This window comes from Frigoribacterium sp. 2-23 (genome assembly GCF_049601585.1).
Classification (GTDB): domain Bacteria; phylum Actinomycetota; class Actinomycetes; order Actinomycetales; family Microbacteriaceae; genus Frigoribacterium.
In genome coordinates this window covers 703,257-719,343 of record NZ_CP187126.1, presented here as the reverse complement: position 1 = coordinate 719,343, position 16,087 = coordinate 703,257, and the positions used below count along the sequence as shown (strand labels likewise).

At 71.7% G+C, this 16,087-nt stretch carries 14 protein-coding genes; 9 read left to right on the top strand and 5 right to left on the bottom strand.

Going from position 1 to position 16,087, the window contains the following annotated elements; genetic code table 11:
• Positions 1 to 105: 105 nt before the first annotated feature.
• Positions 106 to 3,879 (bottom strand): AAA family ATPase, encoded by a 3,774-nt coding sequence (locus tag ACPEEZ_RS03445; protein WP_423922794.1) that lies wholly within the window; start codon positions 3,877 to 3,879, stop codon positions 106 to 108.
• 223 nt (positions 3,880 to 4,102) lie between these two features.
• Here ACPEEZ_RS03445 and ACPEEZ_RS03440 point away from each other — a divergent pair, with 223 nt between their 5' ends.
• From ACPEEZ_RS03440 to ACPEEZ_RS03420, 5 genes are all read left to right on the top strand, one after another.
• Positions 4,103 to 4,507 carry a transposase gene (locus ACPEEZ_RS03440; RefSeq protein ID WP_423922791.1) on the top strand — a complete coding sequence of 135 codons (405 nt, stop codon included), beginning with the start codon at positions 4,103 to 4,105 and terminating at the stop codon, positions 4,505 to 4,507.
• A 221-nt stretch (positions 4,508 to 4,728) separates the two neighbouring features.
• Complete coding sequence (locus ACPEEZ_RS03435) at positions 4,729 to 4,935, top strand: YegP family protein (RefSeq protein ID WP_423922789.1); 207 nt, start codon at positions 4,729 to 4,731, stop codon at positions 4,933 to 4,935.
• Between the two features lie 240 nt (positions 4,936 to 5,175).
• Positions 5,176 to 5,904, top strand: a complete 729-nt coding sequence (locus ACPEEZ_RS03430; RefSeq protein WP_423922786.1) for a DUF4166 domain-containing protein — start codon at positions 5,176 to 5,178, stop codon at positions 5,902 to 5,904.
• Positions 5,901 to 6,887 carry an epimerase gene (locus tag ACPEEZ_RS03425; protein WP_423922783.1) on the top strand — a complete coding sequence of 329 codons (987 nt, stop codon included), beginning with the start codon at positions 5,901 to 5,903 and terminating at the stop codon, positions 6,885 to 6,887. Before ACPEEZ_RS03430 ends, ACPEEZ_RS03425 begins: the two co-directional genes overlap by 4 nt.
• A 75-nt stretch (positions 6,888 to 6,962) precedes the next feature.
• The gene (locus ACPEEZ_RS03420; RefSeq protein WP_423922780.1) at positions 6,963 to 8,423 is read left to right on the top strand and encodes an NAD-dependent succinate-semialdehyde dehydrogenase; all 1,461 of its coding nucleotides are present in this window, start codon (positions 6,963 to 6,965) and stop codon (positions 8,421 to 8,423) included.
• A gap of 12 nt (positions 8,424 to 8,435) precedes the next feature.
• Here ACPEEZ_RS03420 and ACPEEZ_RS03415 read toward each other — a convergent pair whose 3' ends face one another.
• Entirely contained in the window at positions 8,436 to 9,233 is a 798-nt protein-coding gene (locus ACPEEZ_RS03415; RefSeq protein ID WP_423922777.1) for a hypothetical protein, read from the bottom strand.
• Between the two features lie 21 nt (positions 9,234 to 9,254).
• The gene (locus ACPEEZ_RS03410; RefSeq protein ID WP_423922775.1) at positions 9,255 to 9,755 is read right to left on the bottom strand and encodes an RNA polymerase sigma factor; all 501 of its coding nucleotides are present in this window, start codon (positions 9,753 to 9,755) and stop codon (positions 9,255 to 9,257) included.
• A gap of 234 nt (positions 9,756 to 9,989) precedes the next feature.
• On the opposite strand from ACPEEZ_RS03410, the gene ACPEEZ_RS03405 reads away from it, so the two are divergent.
• From ACPEEZ_RS03405 to ACPEEZ_RS03395, 3 genes are read left to right on the top strand one after another with little or no spacing between them, the layout of a single operon-like run.
• Complete coding sequence (locus ACPEEZ_RS03405; protein WP_423922773.1) at positions 9,990 to 10,724, top strand: CHRD domain-containing protein; 735 nt, start codon at positions 9,990 to 9,992, stop codon at positions 10,722 to 10,724.
• On the top strand, positions 10,721 to 11,428 hold the full coding sequence (locus ACPEEZ_RS03400; RefSeq protein WP_423922770.1) for a class F sortase: 708 nt from the start codon (positions 10,721 to 10,723) through the stop codon (positions 11,426 to 11,428). The genes ACPEEZ_RS03405 and ACPEEZ_RS03400 overlap by 4 nt, the downstream gene beginning before the upstream one ends.
• Before the next feature lie 44 nt (positions 11,429 to 11,472).
• Positions 11,473 to 12,612 (top strand): FAD-dependent oxidoreductase, encoded by a 1,140-nt coding sequence (locus ACPEEZ_RS03395; protein WP_423922768.1) that lies wholly within the window; start codon positions 11,473 to 11,475, stop codon positions 12,610 to 12,612.
• A gap of 62 nt (positions 12,613 to 12,674) precedes the next feature.
• On the opposite strand, the gene ACPEEZ_RS03390 is transcribed toward ACPEEZ_RS03395, so the two are convergent.
• Complete coding sequence (locus tag ACPEEZ_RS03390) at positions 12,675 to 13,712, bottom strand: TerC family protein (protein ID WP_423922765.1); 1,038 nt, start codon at positions 13,710 to 13,712, stop codon at positions 12,675 to 12,677.
• Between the two features lie 176 nt (positions 13,713 to 13,888).
• A complete protein-coding gene (locus tag ACPEEZ_RS03385) occupies positions 13,889 to 14,986 on the bottom strand; it encodes an SDR family oxidoreductase (RefSeq protein WP_423922762.1) in 1,098 nt (365 codons plus the stop codon).
• Positions 14,987 to 15,152: 166 nt separating this feature from the next.
• Between ACPEEZ_RS03385 and ACPEEZ_RS03380 the strand changes: the two genes are divergently transcribed.
• On the top strand, positions 15,153 to 16,070 hold the full coding sequence (locus ACPEEZ_RS03380) for an NmrA family NAD(P)-binding protein (protein ID WP_423922759.1): 918 nt from the start codon (positions 15,153 to 15,155) through the stop codon (positions 16,068 to 16,070).
• Positions 16,071 to 16,087: the final 17 nt, after the last annotated feature.

Sequence of the window (16,087 nt, the reverse complement as noted above, 5' to 3'; positions counted from 1 at the left end):
CCGTGCCTCCTCGGGGTGTCGCATCGAGACCCGCGCCCGACGGCGAGACCCCCGCGTCGCCGCGAGGGTCTCGCCGGGACGCGGGGGTCTCGTCGCCGGTCACGGTCACTGCGGCCGGCGGTTGATGTGGTGCTGCGCCGACAGGCTCGGGATCGGGCCGGTGTCGGCCCGGTCGATGCCGAGCACCTCGGCCACGCGGGTGGCGACGGCGTCGGGATCGGTGAACAACTGGAACGCGTGCACGCGCACGTAGTGCCAGCCGAGGCGGCGGAGGATCTCGGGCCGCGACCGGAGCGACTCGCGCAGGCTCGTGCGGGAGAGCGTCGTGTCGGTCTCGATCGTGACGCAGACGCCGTCGTGCGCGGCGACCAGTCCGAGCTTGCCGCGGTGGCCGAGCGCGACCGGGATGCCCTTCGCCTCGAGCCGTCGGGCCAGGTCGACGAGCATGGGGTCGCTGTCGTCCGGCACGTGCTCGGCCGTCGTGCGGGCCTGCACCTCGCTGAGGATCTCGGACAGCGCCACGGTGCCGTGCCCCATCCGGCCGCCGTCGATGTCGCGCGGCTGGAAGCACGTCACGATCACCATCGAGCGACGGGCCCGGGTCATGCCGACCGCGAGCAGGCGCTCCCCGCCGGGCTGGCCGAGGGGGCCGAAGTCGCTCAGCACCCGGCCGTGCGGCGTCCGGCCGTAGCCGATCGAGAAGATGACGTGGTCACGGCTCTGCGCGACGCTCTGCTCGAGCGTGGCGACCATGAACGGCTCGCCGCGGTCGCCCACGACGAACTCGGTCAGGTCCTTGTGACCCGAGACCGCGGTGAGGACGGCCTGCTGCACGCGGACGGCGTGCTTCGCCGACGCGGTGATCACCATGAGCGACTCCTGCGGGCGGGTGCGCGCGTGCTCGGTGACGAGCGCGACGACGCGGTCGACCTCGGCGTCGACGCTCTCGACGGCGCCGGACTCGGGGTCGGGGACGGCCGTGCCGCCCGAGACGTAGTCGAGCGCGATGCTGCCGTGCCCGAGGAAGCTCCCTGCCCAGGGCAGCGACTCGATGCGGCCGCCGTAGAAGCGGCGGTTGACCAGCTCGGCGAGGTCCTCCCCGCCGGCGCGGTAGCTGCGGGTCAACGACAGGGTCGGCAGCAGCGTCGAGAGCTTCGCGAGCGCGCTGTCGGCGTGCGACGTGTCGAGGGTGGTCTCGTCGGCGGCCGGAGCCTGCTTGCCGGGCGTCACCGCGATGTCGAACTCGGACGGGGTCTGCGTGACCGGGTCGCCGAACGCGACGGTCTGCTTGCCCCGACGGATGGCGCCGACGTTCTCGGCGAGGGTGGTCGCCCCGGCGTCGACCAGCACGACGGTGTCGAACGGCACGGTGTCGGCGATCGTGTGCACCTCGTACGGCGACGCGATCCAGACCGGTGCGACGGCGCGCGACAGGTGCGGGGCGGCGTCGTGCAGCAGGCGTGCCGTCACGTGCTCGTGACGCAGGAGGCGCTTCAGCGCGGCGGCCTCGTCGGGCCAGTCGACGAGCCCGAGCTTCCAGTTCTCGGCCAGCTGCCACCCCAGCAGCTGGGCGCTGCCGGCAGCGTGGGCCTCGTCGACGAGACGGAAGTCGGCCTCGAGCCGGTCGAGCATTCCCGTGTTGGCACCGAGCAGGGCCCGGTCCGCCTCGAGCAGCGACTCGAGCGCCGAACGCCACCACGCGAGCTCGAGCTCGGCCGCGACCTGCTGCTCGGGCACGTGACGGTTCGCGAGGTCGGTGATCAGCGGCGTGAGCTCGAGGTCGCGCAGCGTGGTCATCAGCTCGGTGCGCTCCTGCAGGTTGTGCAGGACGTCGCTCTCGGCGGCCAGGCCCTCGAGACGCTGCTGCAGCTCGACGACGCCGATCTCGCCGAGGCGGTCGTCGCCCGACAGGCCGAGCGGCCCGTCGAGGCGTTCGAGGTCTTGCGAGACCTGCTGGTGCAGCACGTGGGTGTCGGCGATGCCCGTCGGGACCTCGGGCGGCGTGCCGGCCGAGACGTAGCGCTGCCACAGCACGCGCTGCTGCTGGATGCGCTGCAGCGCGCTGTGCAGGTCGGCGATGTGCACGCCGGGGCGCACGTACTCCTTCGCCAGCTTCTTCAGGCGACGGCGGTTGACACTCGACATGTCCGGCGCATCGCGCTTCGGCGCGGTCGCGGCCACGAGTTCGCTCACCGACCGGTCGAAGACCACGGGCAGGAACTTGTCGAGCGTGTCGCGGATCTCGGTGAGCAGACGCAGGTAGACACCGAGCTCGGAGACGCTCTCGAACGGACGCATGCGGGTGCTGCCGATGACCTCGTTCGCCCGGTCGAGCAGACGCGGCAGGTCGCGGTGGTGCAGGTTCTTGGCGAGCTGGTGCGCCGTGCCGGCCGAGACGCTCTCCGTGAAGCGAGCGCCGTACCAGGGCGAATCACCCGGGCCGTAGCGGAACTCGCCCAGGTTGGCGGCGTTGACCATGGTCTCGGCGACGCGACCCCGACCGTCGACCATCGCCTCGACGCTCCGACGGCTGAGTCGCGCCGTCGTCGCCGGCGACGCGGGCAGCAGGGCGAGACGCGACAGCTCGGTGAGGCAGTCGAGCACCGACACCCGGAGGCTCGGGTCGCGTCGTGAGAGCGCGCCCCGGTAGTCGACGAGCACCTTTCGCAGACGCACCAGCGCGTCGTCGACCTCACCCATCTGCGGGTGCTTGGCCTTCTCGTTACGACTGATCGCCCGGATGACGTCGCGCCGGAGCGTCGTGGGCGACACGGCCACCCCCGGCAGCCCGATGTCCGAGAGCCGGTCGGTGATGCCGTTCAACGTGGCGCGGCGGGCGCTGACGACGAGCACGCGCTTGTTCTGCGACACCAGGCGCCCGATGGAGTTGACGATGGTCTGCGTGCCGCCGGTGCCGGGCAGGGTCTTCACGACGACCGAGTTGCCGGCCGCGATCTGCGCGACGACGTTCTCCTGCTCGGGGTCGGCGTCGAGCAGCAGGGTGTCCGTCTCCGGGCTGCGCTCGTCCTGCGGCGTCGCCGTCACGGGGCGATAGGCCTCTTCGACCTGACGGGTCGACATGGGGTTGCCGGCCAGCGCGTCCAGCACGGGGTGCCCCAGCTCGCGGGCGTCGAACTCCATCTCGCTCGAGACCTCGGCGAACGTCGACACGACGAGCCGGGGCTGCACGGTGAACCAGTCGAGATGCGCCGTCAGCCCGCGGAGGCGGTCGATGACGGGGTTGGGCGTGAACGAGCCCTCGCGGCTGGCCAGGGCGACGAACGACTCGGCGTCGAGCGAGATGCCGAACTGGTCGTGCATCGCGTCGATCAGGGCGGGGTTGACGAACGGGCGACCGAGCAGCTTGACCTCGAAGTCGCGGCCGTGTCGGCGGATCGCGAGCGGCCGCAGCAACACCGGCGCTCTGAAGTCTTCACCGGCGAACGACCAGGCGGCGACGCCGATGGCCAGGTGCACGGCATCGATGCCACGGACGGTCGACAGCTCGAGCCCCTTGGCCGCGATCTCGCCCGCGGCGATGCGAGCGGTGCGCAGGGCCAGATCGTCGCGGATCAGGCTCGACAGCAGCGTCGTCTTGCCGGTGATGAACTGGGCCAGACCACCGGGGTGCGTCGTGCTCAACTCGATGCGCGCCCGCTGTTCGTCACCGAAGTGCAACAGGGTGGACGAGCCGCCGACGGAGGACAGCGTCTTGCGCCATGCGGACCACATCGGCTCGGCGACATTGCCGAGGCTGAGCTCGGGGTCACCGAAGCTCACGGTCTGGGGGGAGGCGGCGCCACCGGGCGCACGCGAAGGGGAGACGACGGAGTCGGTTCCGTCGTCGTCGTTGTCATGCTGTCTGTCGGCGCGCCACACACGGCCCACCTTAAGCCGTTCGACCCGGGTATTCCGGGAGGACGGCCGGATCGGCGGCCACGTCGTCGTGGCTCGACGAGTTATCCGACGCTGAACTCGTCACATGGGTACCGCATATGAACTTCCGTCATCTTAGCGACATGTCTTAGCATGATGCACTACGTTCATCACAGGGACTATTTATTAGTGATACGACCACGACCCCTGATTATGGGAGAACAGCATGCCTTTCGAACAGAAGTACAGCGACGAGACTCGTGAGCAGGCGCTGGCGCGAGTGCTCGACCGGCGTGCCGCCGAGCCGGGCAACCGCGCGATCATCCGCGAGACCGCCGAGCAGTTCGACGTCGGCGAGCAGTCGCTGCGCGGCTGGATCCGCGCCTACGAGAAGGCGAACGCGCCGACCGTGACCACGCAGGCCGCGCCTCCGGCCGCCTCGGCGTCGTCCGACACGGACGAGACCGAGGCGGAGACGCCCTCCCCCGCTCCCGCACGCCGGGGCCGCCCCGCCGGCAGCGGCTCGGCCGCGTCGGCCGACCGCGTCGCCGAGCTCGAGGCCGAGGTGTCGCGCCTGCGTCGTGACAAAGAGGCGCTCAAGAGCGCCCTCGCGGTGCTGCTGGCCGACTGATCCCGCCGCTGCCGCCGCCGCCTCGCGTCGTGTCGCGTCTGCGGCATCCTGTCGCGCTCGTACGCCACACGATGCCTCGAACGCGACACGACCCCGCGTCTTCTCGCCGCCGATCGGCTCTACCGCCGTGCGCGGCTCGCTCCTATGCTGACGACACGTCAAGGCGCGCGCGTCGATCCTGACATGTCGTGCCACCGGTGCTTCAGTTCTGGGGAGTTCGCATGGCCGGCAAGTTCATCGTCACCCGTGACCGTTCGGGCGAGTATCGCTTCGTGCTCACCGCCTCCAACGGCGAGGTCATCGCCGCGTCGGAGGGCTACAAGCAGAAGGGCTCGGCCATGAACGGCATCGACTCGGTTCGCCGCAACGCCGCCGATGCCGTCATCGAGGACCGCACCGCGGTCATGCCGCCCGGTCACGCCGACTGAGGAGGCGCGGGTCGGCGGGCTCCGCGCCTCCCGTCGTCCGCTCGGGCCGTGTCGTGTCGCGTTCGCGGCATCGTGTCGCGTTCGAACGCGACACGATGCCGCGAACGCGACACGATGCCGTCACACGACGACGGCGGGGCGGCAGCCGGCGCGGCGGCAACGGCCGCCGTCACCGCGCCGATGTCTCGATGCCGTGAGGGTTGCCGACGGTGCCGCGCCGCGCCTCCTAGGCTCTGAATCATGACGATCGCTCGCTCCCCCTACGAGGTCGCGATCGGCGGCGGACTGGAGGGGCTGCACCCGCGGTTGGCGGCGTACTTCTCGGCGATCCCGGACGGTTCGATCGGCCGGGGTCACGGCGTCTTCGACGTCGTCGGCACACCGCGCCGGTGGCTCTGGCCCGTGCTCTGGCTGCTCGGCCGACAGGGTGTCGTGTTCGCGGTGTGGCGCCACGACGTGCCGTTCACGGTCGAGAACCGCCGTGCGGTGGACGCGAGCGGCGTCGTCGCGGTCGACGCCGTACGGACGTTCCACTTCGGCTCCGGGAGTGACCGTGCGCGCCCCGGCGACGGCGGCGCCCGCGGCGTGCGACACATGATCGACGCGATCACGGCCGAACACGACGGACTCGTCGACCACCTCGGCACGAGACGGCAGTGGTCGGCCGAGCTGACCGCCGAGGTCGTCGGCGGTGAACTGCACCTGACCTCGACGCGGATGTGGCTCGCCATCGCAGGCAGGCGCGTGCCGCTCCCCCGGCCGCTCTCGCCGGTCGTCAGACTGACCGAGCGGTTCGACGACGACGCCGACCGTCAGCGCGTCCGCATCACGCTCGACCTGCCCGCCGTCGGACGGATCTACGAGTACTCGGGGTCGTTCCGCTACACCATCGAGCCCCTCGACCCGGCGAGCGCGTCGTCGCACACGCGCCCGCCCACCCCTCCACCCACCACAGGAGCAGACACATGACCGATCACGTCGTCATCGCCGGAGCCTCGGGCTTCATCGGCCAGCACCTCGCGGAGGCGTTCCGTGCCGAAGGCGCGCGGGTCAGTCTGATCGGCCGCTCCGGGCCGGACGCCCGCTGGGGTGACACGGCACGGATCACCGAGCTGCTCGACGGCGCCGACCTGCTCGTCAACATGGCGGGCAAGAGCGTGAACTGCCGCTACACACCCGAGAACCGGGCCGAGATCCTGCGCTCGCGAGTCGAGACCACACGCGAACTGGCGCGGGCCATCGCTGCATGCGCCGCGCCTCCTCGGCTCTGGGTCAACTCGTCGACGGCGACCATCTACCGGCACGCCGACGATCGCCCGCAGACGGAGTCGACGGGCGAGATCGGCACGGGGTTCTCGGTCGGCATCGCGACCGCGTGGGAGGAGGCCTTCTTCGAGGCGGACCTGCCGTCGACGCGGCGGGTCGCGCTCCGCACGGCGATCGTGCTCGGGGACGGCAGCGCGCTCGTGCCGCTGATCAGGCTGGCGCAGTTCGGTCTCGGCGGCCCGCAGATCGACGGGCGCTGGCCCCTCAGCCGGGCGCGGGTCGAGGCGGGCACGGCGCACCGATTCGGCAGCGCGGACGGGCGGCAGAGGTTCAGCTGGGTTCACATCGACGACGTCCTCGGAGCCATCCGCTTCGTGCGCGACCACGACGACATCGACGGAGTGGTCAACGTGTCGTCGCCCAACCCGAGCGACAACCGCAGCATGATGCGGACGCTGCGCTGGGTGCTCGGGCGACCGGTCGGGCTGCCGGCGTTCCGCTGGATGCTCGAGCTGGGCACCGCCGCGCTCCGCACCGAGACCGAGCTCGTGCTGAAGAGCCGCTGGGTGCTGCCGGAGCGCCTCGTCGACGCCGGGTACGAGTTCGCCCACCCGGACCTCGAGGAGGCGCTGCGAGCGATCGTCGAGGACCGTCGCCGGAGTGCCGCGAGGGTCCGGCGCGGCTGAGGGCCGGGCACGCGCGGCGGGGCGGGTGCAGGGTGGACGGGCGGCGGGGGCGGCGCCGCGCGAGAGGAGCACAGCATGCAGAACGACATCGCGCAGATCATCGGACAGGTGCCGACCGGACTGATCATCGGCGGCCAGGCGGGCCCCGCCGAAGACGGGGCCACGTTCGCCGTGGTCGACCCGGCCACCGGTGAACGGATCGCCGAGATCGCCGACGCCACGGTCGCCGACGGGATGCGCGCCGTCGACGCGGCGTCCGACGCGGCAGTGGGCTGGGCGGCGACGTCGCCCCGCGACCGCTCCGTGGTGCTCTCGACCACGTATCGCCTGATGATCGAGCGCGCCGACGACCTCGCTGCGCTGATCGTCGCCGAGAACGGCAAGATCTTCGCCGACGCGCGGGCCGAGGTGCTCTACGCGGCCGAGTTCTTCCGCTGGTACGCCGAGGAGGCGGTGCGCATCCCGGGTGCGCTGCAGACGGCTCCGGCGGGCACCAACCGCATCCTCGTGACGCACCACCCGATCGGCGTCTCGGTGCTCGTCACGCCGTGGAACTTCCCGGCCGCGATGGCCACCCGCAAGATCGGGCCGGCCCTCGCCGCCGGCTGCACCGTCGTGCTGAAGCCCGCGGCCGAGACGCCGTTGACCGCGCTGGCGATCGCCGACCTGCTGGCCGAGGCCGGTGCCCCCGCCGGGGTCGTCAACGTCGTGCCGACGCTCGCCGCCAAAGAGGTCGTGGCCGCCATGGTCGGCGACCCGCGCGTGCGCAAGCTGTCGTTCACCGGGTCGACCGCCGTCGGCGTGCAGCTGATGCAGCTCGCCGCCGAGACCGTCGTCAGCACGTCGATGGAGCTCGGTGGCAACGCCCCGTTCGTCGTCTTCGACGATGCCGACCTCGACGCGGCGATCGAGGGTGCCATGATCGCCAAGATGCGCAACGGCGGCGAGGCCTGCACGGCCGCGAACCGGTTCTACGTGCAGAGCGGTGTCGCCGCCGAGTTCTCGCGCCGTCTCGCCGCCGAGATGGGCGCGTTGCGGCTGGGCCACGGCAGCGACAGCGGGACGGGCCTCGGCCCGATGATCACGGCGAAGGCGCGCGACTCGATCCATGCGCTCGTGCGGGGCGCGGTCGACGCCGGAGCCGGCGTGGCCACCGGTGGCACGCTGCCCGTCGGCGACGGCTACTTCTACCCCGCGACGGTGCTGACCGACGTGCCGAGCGACGCCGAGATCCTCGACCACGAGGTGTTCGGCCCCGTCGCCCCGATCGTCACGTTCGACGACGAGGCCGAGGCCGTCCGGCTCGCGAACGGCAGCCCCTTCGGACTCGTCGCCTACGTCTACACCGCCGATCTGTCCCGCGGCCTCCGCGTCAGCGAGGCGATCGAGTCGGGCATGGTCGGCCTCAACCGCGGCCTCGTGTCCGACCCGGCGGCCCCGTTCGGCGGCATGAAGCAGAGCGGCATCGGTCGCGAAGGCGGCGCCGAGGGTTTGCTCGAGTACCTCGAGAGCCAGTACATCGCCGTCGACTGGTGACGGCGATGCTCCTCAGGCGCGGGTCGCCGGCAGCTCGGCGACGGCGATGTCCGTCCCGGCGGCGTCCCGCACCTCGACCTTGACGACCTCCTCGCGCAGCACGGCGGCGTTCAGCCGGCAGTCGACGATCGTGTCCGCTCCGAGGAACGTCCCGGACGAGAACTCCTGACCCGAGTCCGTCACGACGACCACCGAGAACTCGTCTCCGGCCGCGAGTCCGTCGACCGTCAGCACGGTCTCCGTCCCCCACGTGTGGGCGACGACGTCGCCGTCGACATCGACACCGGACGGCGCACCGGAGAAGTCGACGTGCTCGGTCGCGCCGAGTGTGCCCGGAGGCCCTGCGACGACGGTGTCGCGCGGCGTCGCGAGCAGCACTCCGGCGCCCAGCCCGAGCGCCACGCAGGCGGCGGCTCCGACCGCGAGCAGCCACGGACGCCGGGCACCCGGCCCGCGACCGAGGCGGGAGGGCCTCGAGGAGGCGCGGCGCGGGGATGCGACGACCCGTGCCTCCTCGAGGCCCCGACTCCCCGCCGACGCGGCACCGGCATCGGCACCAGTTCCAGGACCGACGTCGTCGGCGGCGATCGCCTCGACGCGTCGCCGCAGCTCCTCGCCGGGCTCGTCGGCATGCCACGTCGCGACGGCCCCGAGGCGATCGGTCACGTCGCCGAAGGACGCGAGCTCGGCGTCGATCGTCGGATCGACGCGACGCATCGCCTCGAGCTCGTCCGCCTCATTCGCCGACAGGTCGTCGGCCAACCAGGCGGCCATCAACTCGGCCCGGCGGTCGTCCGTCTCGTCAGTCATCTGCTCTGCCCCTCGTGTCGTTCATGTCGTCGTCCCGTCGAGGTGCGAGCGGAGGGCTCGCAGCCCGTAGAACACGCGTGTCCGCAGTGTCGCGATCGAGACCCCCGTGACCGAGGCGAGCTCGGCATACGTCGCGCCGTCGAGATGGACGGCCACGACAGCCTCGCGCTGCTCGGCGCTCAGCCGCGCCAGGCCCTCGACCATGCGGAGGCGTTCGAGCGGGTCCGCGACACCGGCGTCGACATCGCGCGCGTCGTCGTGCGGCACCGTACGGGGCACCCGCTCGCGCGCACGGAACACGTCGAGGACGACGCGACGCTCGATCGCGAACAGCCACGTGCGCACCGATCCGAGGGTGGGGTCGAACCGGTCACGGGCCCGCCACGCGCGCAAGAACGTCTCCTGCACGCAGTCCTCGGCCTGACCGCGATCGCGCAGGGCGTTGACGGCGACGGCGAACAGCTCGGAACCGTGCTCGGCGAAGGCCGCCCGCAGATCGAATCCGCGGGACGCATCGATCATGTCGCCCCGCTCCCGTGCCGTTCTCGGCCTGACGATCGTCATAGGTCCTCTCTCGAGACTAGCCGTCCCCCGATGACGGACAGGAGCGCGACAGCTCACCCGGGGGATACGCGCGCAGTCGCCGTTTCGTTCATCGCCGACTTTTTTCGACCCGGGATGAACGCGACACCCGATGTCGACGTACACCCCGTCGAGCGGCATCCACCCGGACGCCGCCACGACGAAGGAGGCAGCATGTCGACGAAGAGAACGCTCCGCACCCTGACCCTCGGCGGTGTCGCCGCGACGGCCATCACGCTGTTCGCCGCCGCACCGGCCTCCGCCGAGACGACCGTGTCCGAACCGGCGTCGTTCACGAGCGCCTTCACGGTGATGGCGACGCCCGACCAGGTCGTCAACACGAGCGGCGCCGTCACCCCGGGCGAACCGGGCGCGACGGGTCGGTTCGACTTCAGGGTCAATTCCGACCTCGACATCATCTGCTATGACATCACGCTGAACGGGGTCACCGGCGACTACCAGAGCCCCGCCAAGACCGCGACGCACATCCACGAGGCCGCGGCCGGCGCTGCGGGCCCGCCGCGCATCGCCTTCCCGAACCCCGTCGACGACGGCACCGGTACGCGCACCACGAGCGGTTGCCTGCAAGGGCCGTTCACCACGGGAGTCCTGAACGACGCGGGCGTCGACTCGGGTGACGGCTTCCGTCTCGCCCAGATCGAGGCGAACCCGGCCGGCTTCGTCGGCGACTCGCACACCGCGGCGTTCTCCGCCGGTGTGGTCCGCGGCCAACTCTCGCAGGTGCCCGTCGGCGGCGTCGCGACCGGTGGCGGCGGGGCGGCGGCCTCGACGACGAGCGACTCGGCCGCCGGGACCGCCGGTCTCGCCGTCGCGGGCGCAGCCATCGCCCTCACCCTCTCGGTGGCTGGCTACACGCTGGTCCGTCGCCTGCGCACGCACGAGTCGTGAGCTCCACGGGTCGGGGCACGACGGCCGGGTCGCCCGGAGGGCCCTGCCGTCGCCCCGCCCCGTCGCGGCCGTCGGCGGGGCGGCTCGTCCGAGCTTCCGCCGCGGCCGTCGGCGCGCTGTTGACCATGGGGCTGGTGACGTCCTGCTCGACCGCATCCGCGCCTCCGGCGGCGGGGACCGAGGAGGCACGGGTCGAGTCGACCGGCCCCGTCGCGCCGTCCGCGTCACCCACCGCACCCGCGTCCCCCGCGATCGCGGAGGGCGTCGCCCCCGCCCGCATACGCGCGCCCGCCATCGCGCTCGACGAGCCCCTCATCGACCTCGGTATCGACGAGAGGGGCGCCATGGAGGTGCCGACCGATTTCGACGACGTGGGATGGTTTTCGGGCGGCGGACGCCCGGGCGGTCGAGGCCCGACCGTCATCGCCGCCCACGTGGACTCGAGCACCGGGCCAGCGGTGTTCTTCCGGCTATCGGAGCTCGTCGTCGGCGATCGGCTCGCGGTCACCGACGTCCAGGGCGGCGAGCACGCCTACGTCGTGACGGAGGTCGAGGACGTCGCGAAGGACGCCTTCCCGACCGCTCGGGTCTTCGGAGCGCAACCGGCGGATCAGCTGCGCCTCATCACGTGCGGCGGCGTCTTCGACCGGAGCAGTGGCCACTACGAGAGCAACCGGATCGTCTTCGCGGAGCCGGCGGCCTGACGCATCGGCCCCGGCACCGCCGGCGGGTCGGCTACCGTGGCGGGATGACTGCCGTGGAGACCGTCGACCACGTCGTCGTGGGGGCCGGCCTCGTCGGCGCCGCGACCGCACGGGCCCTCGCGGCGACCGGTGCCCGCGTCGTCGTGATCGAGCGATTCGGGCGGGGTCACCACCTCGGCTCGTCGCACGGGGCGTCGCGCATCTTCCGGCGCGGCTACACGGCCGACGACTACGTCGCGCTGACCGGGCGGGCCTACGACGACTGGCGTGCCCTCGAGGCCGAGACCGGGCGCGTCCTGCTCGAGACGACCGGAGCCGTCGACCACGGCGACCCCGCCACGATCGACGCCATCCAGGCGGCGTTCGTCCGGGCCGGCATCGATCACGAGCGACTCACGCCCGACGAGGCGCAGCGACGCTGGCCCGGTCTGCGCTTCGACACGACGGTGCTGACGCACGGGCAGGCCGGCCGCCTCCGCTCGGCCGACGCGATCGAGGGCCTGCTCGACTCCGCCTCCGCGCACGGGGCCGAGCTGCGCTTCGACACCCGCCTGGTCGATCTCGACGTCTCGGGCCCGCCGGCCCGACTCGAGATCGAGAGCCGAGGAGGCGCCCGTCGCCCCCTCGAGACACCGAGCGTCGTGCTCGCGGTCGGCTCGTGGGCCCCGGCGCTGGTCGGGTCCCTCTTCGCCGCCGCCGGCGCCTCCCTGCCGCCCGTCCGCGTGACGCAGGAGCAGCCGGCCCACTTCGCCACGAGCCTCCCCGACGAGGCGTGGCCGAGCTTCGTGCACTACCCGTCCGACCCCCGACTCTCGGCGGTGGTCTCGAGCGTCTACGGACTGCTGACCCCGGGCGAAGGCGTCAAGGTCGGCACGCACGGCACCGGTGTCGAGGTCGACCCGGACCGGCGCGACTTCGAGCCCACGGCCGACGGCCTCGCCGTCCTGCGCGACTACGTGTCGACCTGGGTGCCCGGGGTCGACGTCGACACCCTCGACCCGATCAGCTGCCTCTACGACACGACACCGACCGAGGACTTCGTGCTCGACCGCGTCGGACCCGTGACCGTCGCGACCGGTTTCGCGGGGCACGGCTTCAAGTTCGGGCCGACGCTGGGGGCGCTGCTCGCCGACGTGGCGACCGGCACACCGGCTCCCGAGCGCTTCCGTCTCGCCCGCGCCTGACCCGGCGCAGAACCCCGTTGCGGTCAGGTGGCGGCAGCGGTCAGGCGGCAGCAGCCGGCGGGTCAGCCCCGCGGGCCGTCCTCGTCGCGCGCGGCCGTCACCCGGTGCCCGTCGACCTCGTCGCGCTTCGCGGCCTGCGCGTCGCCCCGGGTCTTCGCGAGACTCGCCACCGTCGCCACGGTGATCGTCAGGCCGATGAACAGCAGCGAGAACCAGATCGGGATCTCGGGCACCCACAGCACGGGCTCGCCGCCGTTGATGAACGGCACCTCGTTCACGTGCAGCGCGTGGAAGACGAGCTTGACGCCGATGAAGGCGAGGATCACGGCGAGGCCCTGCGACAGGTACACGAGACGCTCGAGCAGACCGCCGATCAAGAAGTACAGCTGCCGCAGCCCCATCAGGGCGAACGCGTTCGCGGTGAACACGATGTACGCCTCGTTCGTGAGGCCGTAGATCGCGGGGATGGAGTCGAGCGCGAAGACGAGGTCGACGAAGCCGATCGCGATCACGCAGAGCAGCAGGGGCGTGACGAACCGCTTGCCCGAGATCTTCGTCGTGAATCGGTCGCCGTCGAAGTCGTCGTGCACCGGCAGGATGCGACGCGCGACGCGCACGAACGCGTTGTCGGCGGCATTGCCGCCGTGGCTGCCCTTGATCTGCTGGTAGGCCAGCACGAACAGCAGCGCGCCGAACAGGTAGAACACCCAGGAGAAGTTCTCGATCAGCGCGGCGCCGGCGGCGATGAAGCCCGCGCGCATGATCAACGCGATGACGATGCCGATCATCAACACCTTCTGCTGATACGCCCGCGGCACGGCGAAGCCCGACATGATCAGCAGGAAGACGAACAGGTTGTCGATCGACAGCGCCTTCTCCGTCAGATAGCCCGCGAAGTACTCGCCGCCGTAGCCCCAGCCGCTGACGAACCCGATGCCCACGCCGAACAGCAGCGCCAGGCCGATGTAGAACGCCGACCAGCGGGCGGACTCGCCGATCGTCGGCTCGTGCGGTTTCCGCACATGCGTGAAGAACTCGTAGACGAAGAACGCGATGGTGACGGCGATGGTGATCAGCCAGGTGGTCAGGGTGACGTTCACGGAGACTCCGAGGTCGAAGGGCAGGGAGAGGACGAGGAGGGGCGGGTCGAGCGATATGGCGGTCGCGACATGTCACTGCGCGACGTATCGGTCCGATCGAACCGCATGACCCCGCGCCCCCGCTGAGAAGCTGCAGTCTCTGCAGCGACCGACCCGTGCCTCCTCGTCTCCCGGCGCTACGGGATGAGGCGTTCCGCCCGGTAGCGCGCGAACAGATCGGCGAACGATCGCTCGGTCTGCCGGTACGACAGGAACCCGGCGGCACGGCTCTTGCCCATGTCGGTGACGACCTCCATCTCGCGGCCGAGGTCGGCGTCGGTGTGCCACCAGGACGCCAATCGCGTGATGTCGGACTCGACGAGACCGTGCTTCTCGGCGATGCCGGCCCACGCCGACTCGTGCTCCGCCATCTGCTGCTCCAGCGGGCGGGCCTGCCCCTCGAACCCGACGACCCGGGCGGGGTCGACACCGAGGTGCCCGGCGAGTCGCGGCCACATCCAGCGCCAGCGGAAGACGTCGCCGTTGACGATGTTGAACGGCTCGTTCGCCCCGGCCGGGTCGGTGGCCGCCCAGACCATCTGCTCGGCGAGGACGCCCGAATCGGTCATGTCGGTGAGGCCGTTCCACTGCTCGGCACTGCCGGGGAAGACGAAGTCGAGACCGAGCTCGTTCACGAGCGTCGCCTGCACGGCGAGCGTCAGGCCCATGTTCATCGCGTTGCCGACGGCGTGGCCGATCACGGTGTGCGAGCGGTGCACCGACCACGTGAATCCCTGACGCTCGGCCGCGGCGAACAACTCGTCCTCCTGCGCGTAGTAGAAGTTCGGGGTGTCGAGGCGCGGCTCGTCTTCGTGGAAGGGCGTGTCGGGCATCTCGCCCGCCGCGTACGCCTCGAACGGGCCGAGGTAGTGCTTGAGTCCGGTCACGAGCGCGACGTGCTCGAGCGGGGCGTGCACGAGGGCGGCGAGCAGGTCGCGGACCATCGCGCTGTTGACCGCGATGTTCTCGGCCTCGGTGGCCTGACGCTGCCACGCGGTGAAGAAGACGTGCGTCGGGCGTTCGCCGGCCAGCGCCTCCTCGAGGCTCTCGGGGCTGCGCAGGTCGGCGGCGATGCCGCGCACACCGGGAGCCGAGGAGGCACGGCGCGAGAGGGCGAGGACGCCCCACCCCTCCGAGACGAGCCGGTCGACCAGAGCCGAGCCGGTGATGCCCGAGGCGCCGACGACGAGGGCGGTACGGGGTGCGGACGAGCGGACGGGTTCGGAGGAGCTCATCTCAGGCCCAAGCCGCCCGGGCCGTCTCGCATTCCCGACACGTGTCGACCAGACCGGACGGGCGGGTCGCGACGCCGGCGCCGACGCCGACGCCGACGCCGACGCGACCGTGCAGCGACCAGGGACTACCGTTCGACACCCGCCCCTCACAGATCGCGAGCCCGCCATGCCCTCCACAGTCCTCGTCGCCGGAGCCACCGGCGATCTCGGCGGCCGAATCGTCCGCGACCTGCTCGACCTCGATGCCCGGGTGCGGGTGCTGACCCGGCCGGGCAGTGGGACGGCCGGGCGACGGTTCGCCGAGACGCCCGGCGTGGACGTCGTCGAGGCCGCGTACTCCGACGCCTCGGCCCTCGCGAGGGCGGTCGACGGTGTCGAGACGGTCGTCTCGGCGGTCAGCGGCGTGCGTCCGGTCATCGTCGACGCGCAGAGCGCCCTGCTCGCCGCCGCCGTCCGTGCCGGTGTGCCGCGGTTCATCCCCTCCGACTACGCGGCCGACTACCGCCGGATCACGCCGGGCAGCAATCGCAACTTCGAGCTCCGCCGGGAGTTCGCCGCCGAGTTGGACGCCGCGGACATCCGGGCGACCTCGATCCTGAACGGCGCGTTCACCGACATGCTGACCGGGCAGGCACCGATGATCCTGTTCGAGCGCGGGCGGGTGCTGTTCTGGTCGTCGGCCGATCAGCGACTCGACTTCACGACCAAGGACGACACGGCCCACGTCACCGCGCGGGTGGCCCTCGACCCGGCCGCCCCGCGGGTCGTCGAGATCGCGGGCGACCGGGTGACGGCCCGGAGCGTCGCCGCGACGATGACCGAGCTGACGGGCACGCGCTTCGTGCCGCAGTGGGCGGGCACGACCGGCACGCTCGCCGCGATGAGCTCGATCGGCCGACGCCTGTCGCGGGGGCACGACGAGACCTTCCCCGCCTGGCAGGGCATGCAGTACTTCGTCAGCATGTTCAGCGGCCAGGCCGAGCTGCAGCACGTCGACAACGACCGCTACGGCCCCCACGAGTGGACGACGGTCCGCGAGGTGCTCGCCGACCACCTCGGCGTCGGCGCGGTCCGCCTGGCCTGACGGCTCGGCCGCAGGCG

Excerpts from the sequence above, each read along its gene's own strand:
- ACPEEZ_RS03385 (WP_423922762.1), bottom strand. The coding sequence starts at position 14,986 with ATGAGCTCCTCCGAACCCGTCCGCTCGTCCGCACCCCGTACCGCCCTC.
- ACPEEZ_RS03420 (WP_423922780.1), top strand. The coding sequence starts at position 6,963 with ATGCAGAACGACATCGCGCAGATCATCGGACAGGTGCCGACCGGACTG.
- ACPEEZ_RS03440 (WP_423922791.1), top strand. The coding sequence starts at position 4,103 with ATGCCTTTCGAACAGAAGTACAGCGACGAGACTCGTGAGCAGGCGCTG.
- ACPEEZ_RS03405 (WP_423922773.1), top strand. The coding sequence starts at position 9,990 with ATGTCGACGAAGAGAACGCTCCGCACCCTGACCCTCGGCGGTGTCGCC.
- ACPEEZ_RS03410 (WP_423922775.1), bottom strand. The coding sequence starts at position 9,755 with ATGATCGATGCGTCCCGCGGATTCGATCTGCGGGCGGCCTTCGCCGAG.
- ACPEEZ_RS03395 (WP_423922768.1), top strand. The coding sequence starts at position 11,473 with ATGACTGCCGTGGAGACCGTCGACCACGTCGTCGTGGGGGCCGGCCTC.
- ACPEEZ_RS03415 (WP_423922777.1), bottom strand. The coding sequence starts at position 9,233 with ATGACTGACGAGACGGACGACCGCCGGGCCGAGTTGATGGCCGCCTGG.
- ACPEEZ_RS03430 (WP_423922786.1), top strand. The coding sequence starts at position 5,176 with ATGACGATCGCTCGCTCCCCCTACGAGGTCGCGATCGGCGGCGGACTG.
- ACPEEZ_RS03425 (WP_423922783.1), top strand. The coding sequence starts at position 5,901 with ATGACCGATCACGTCGTCATCGCCGGAGCCTCGGGCTTCATCGGCCAG.
- ACPEEZ_RS03380 (WP_423922759.1), top strand. The coding sequence starts at position 15,153 with ATGCCCTCCACAGTCCTCGTCGCCGGAGCCACCGGCGATCTCGGCGGC.
- ACPEEZ_RS03435 (WP_423922789.1), top strand. The coding sequence starts at position 4,729 with ATGGCCGGCAAGTTCATCGTCACCCGTGACCGTTCGGGCGAGTATCGC.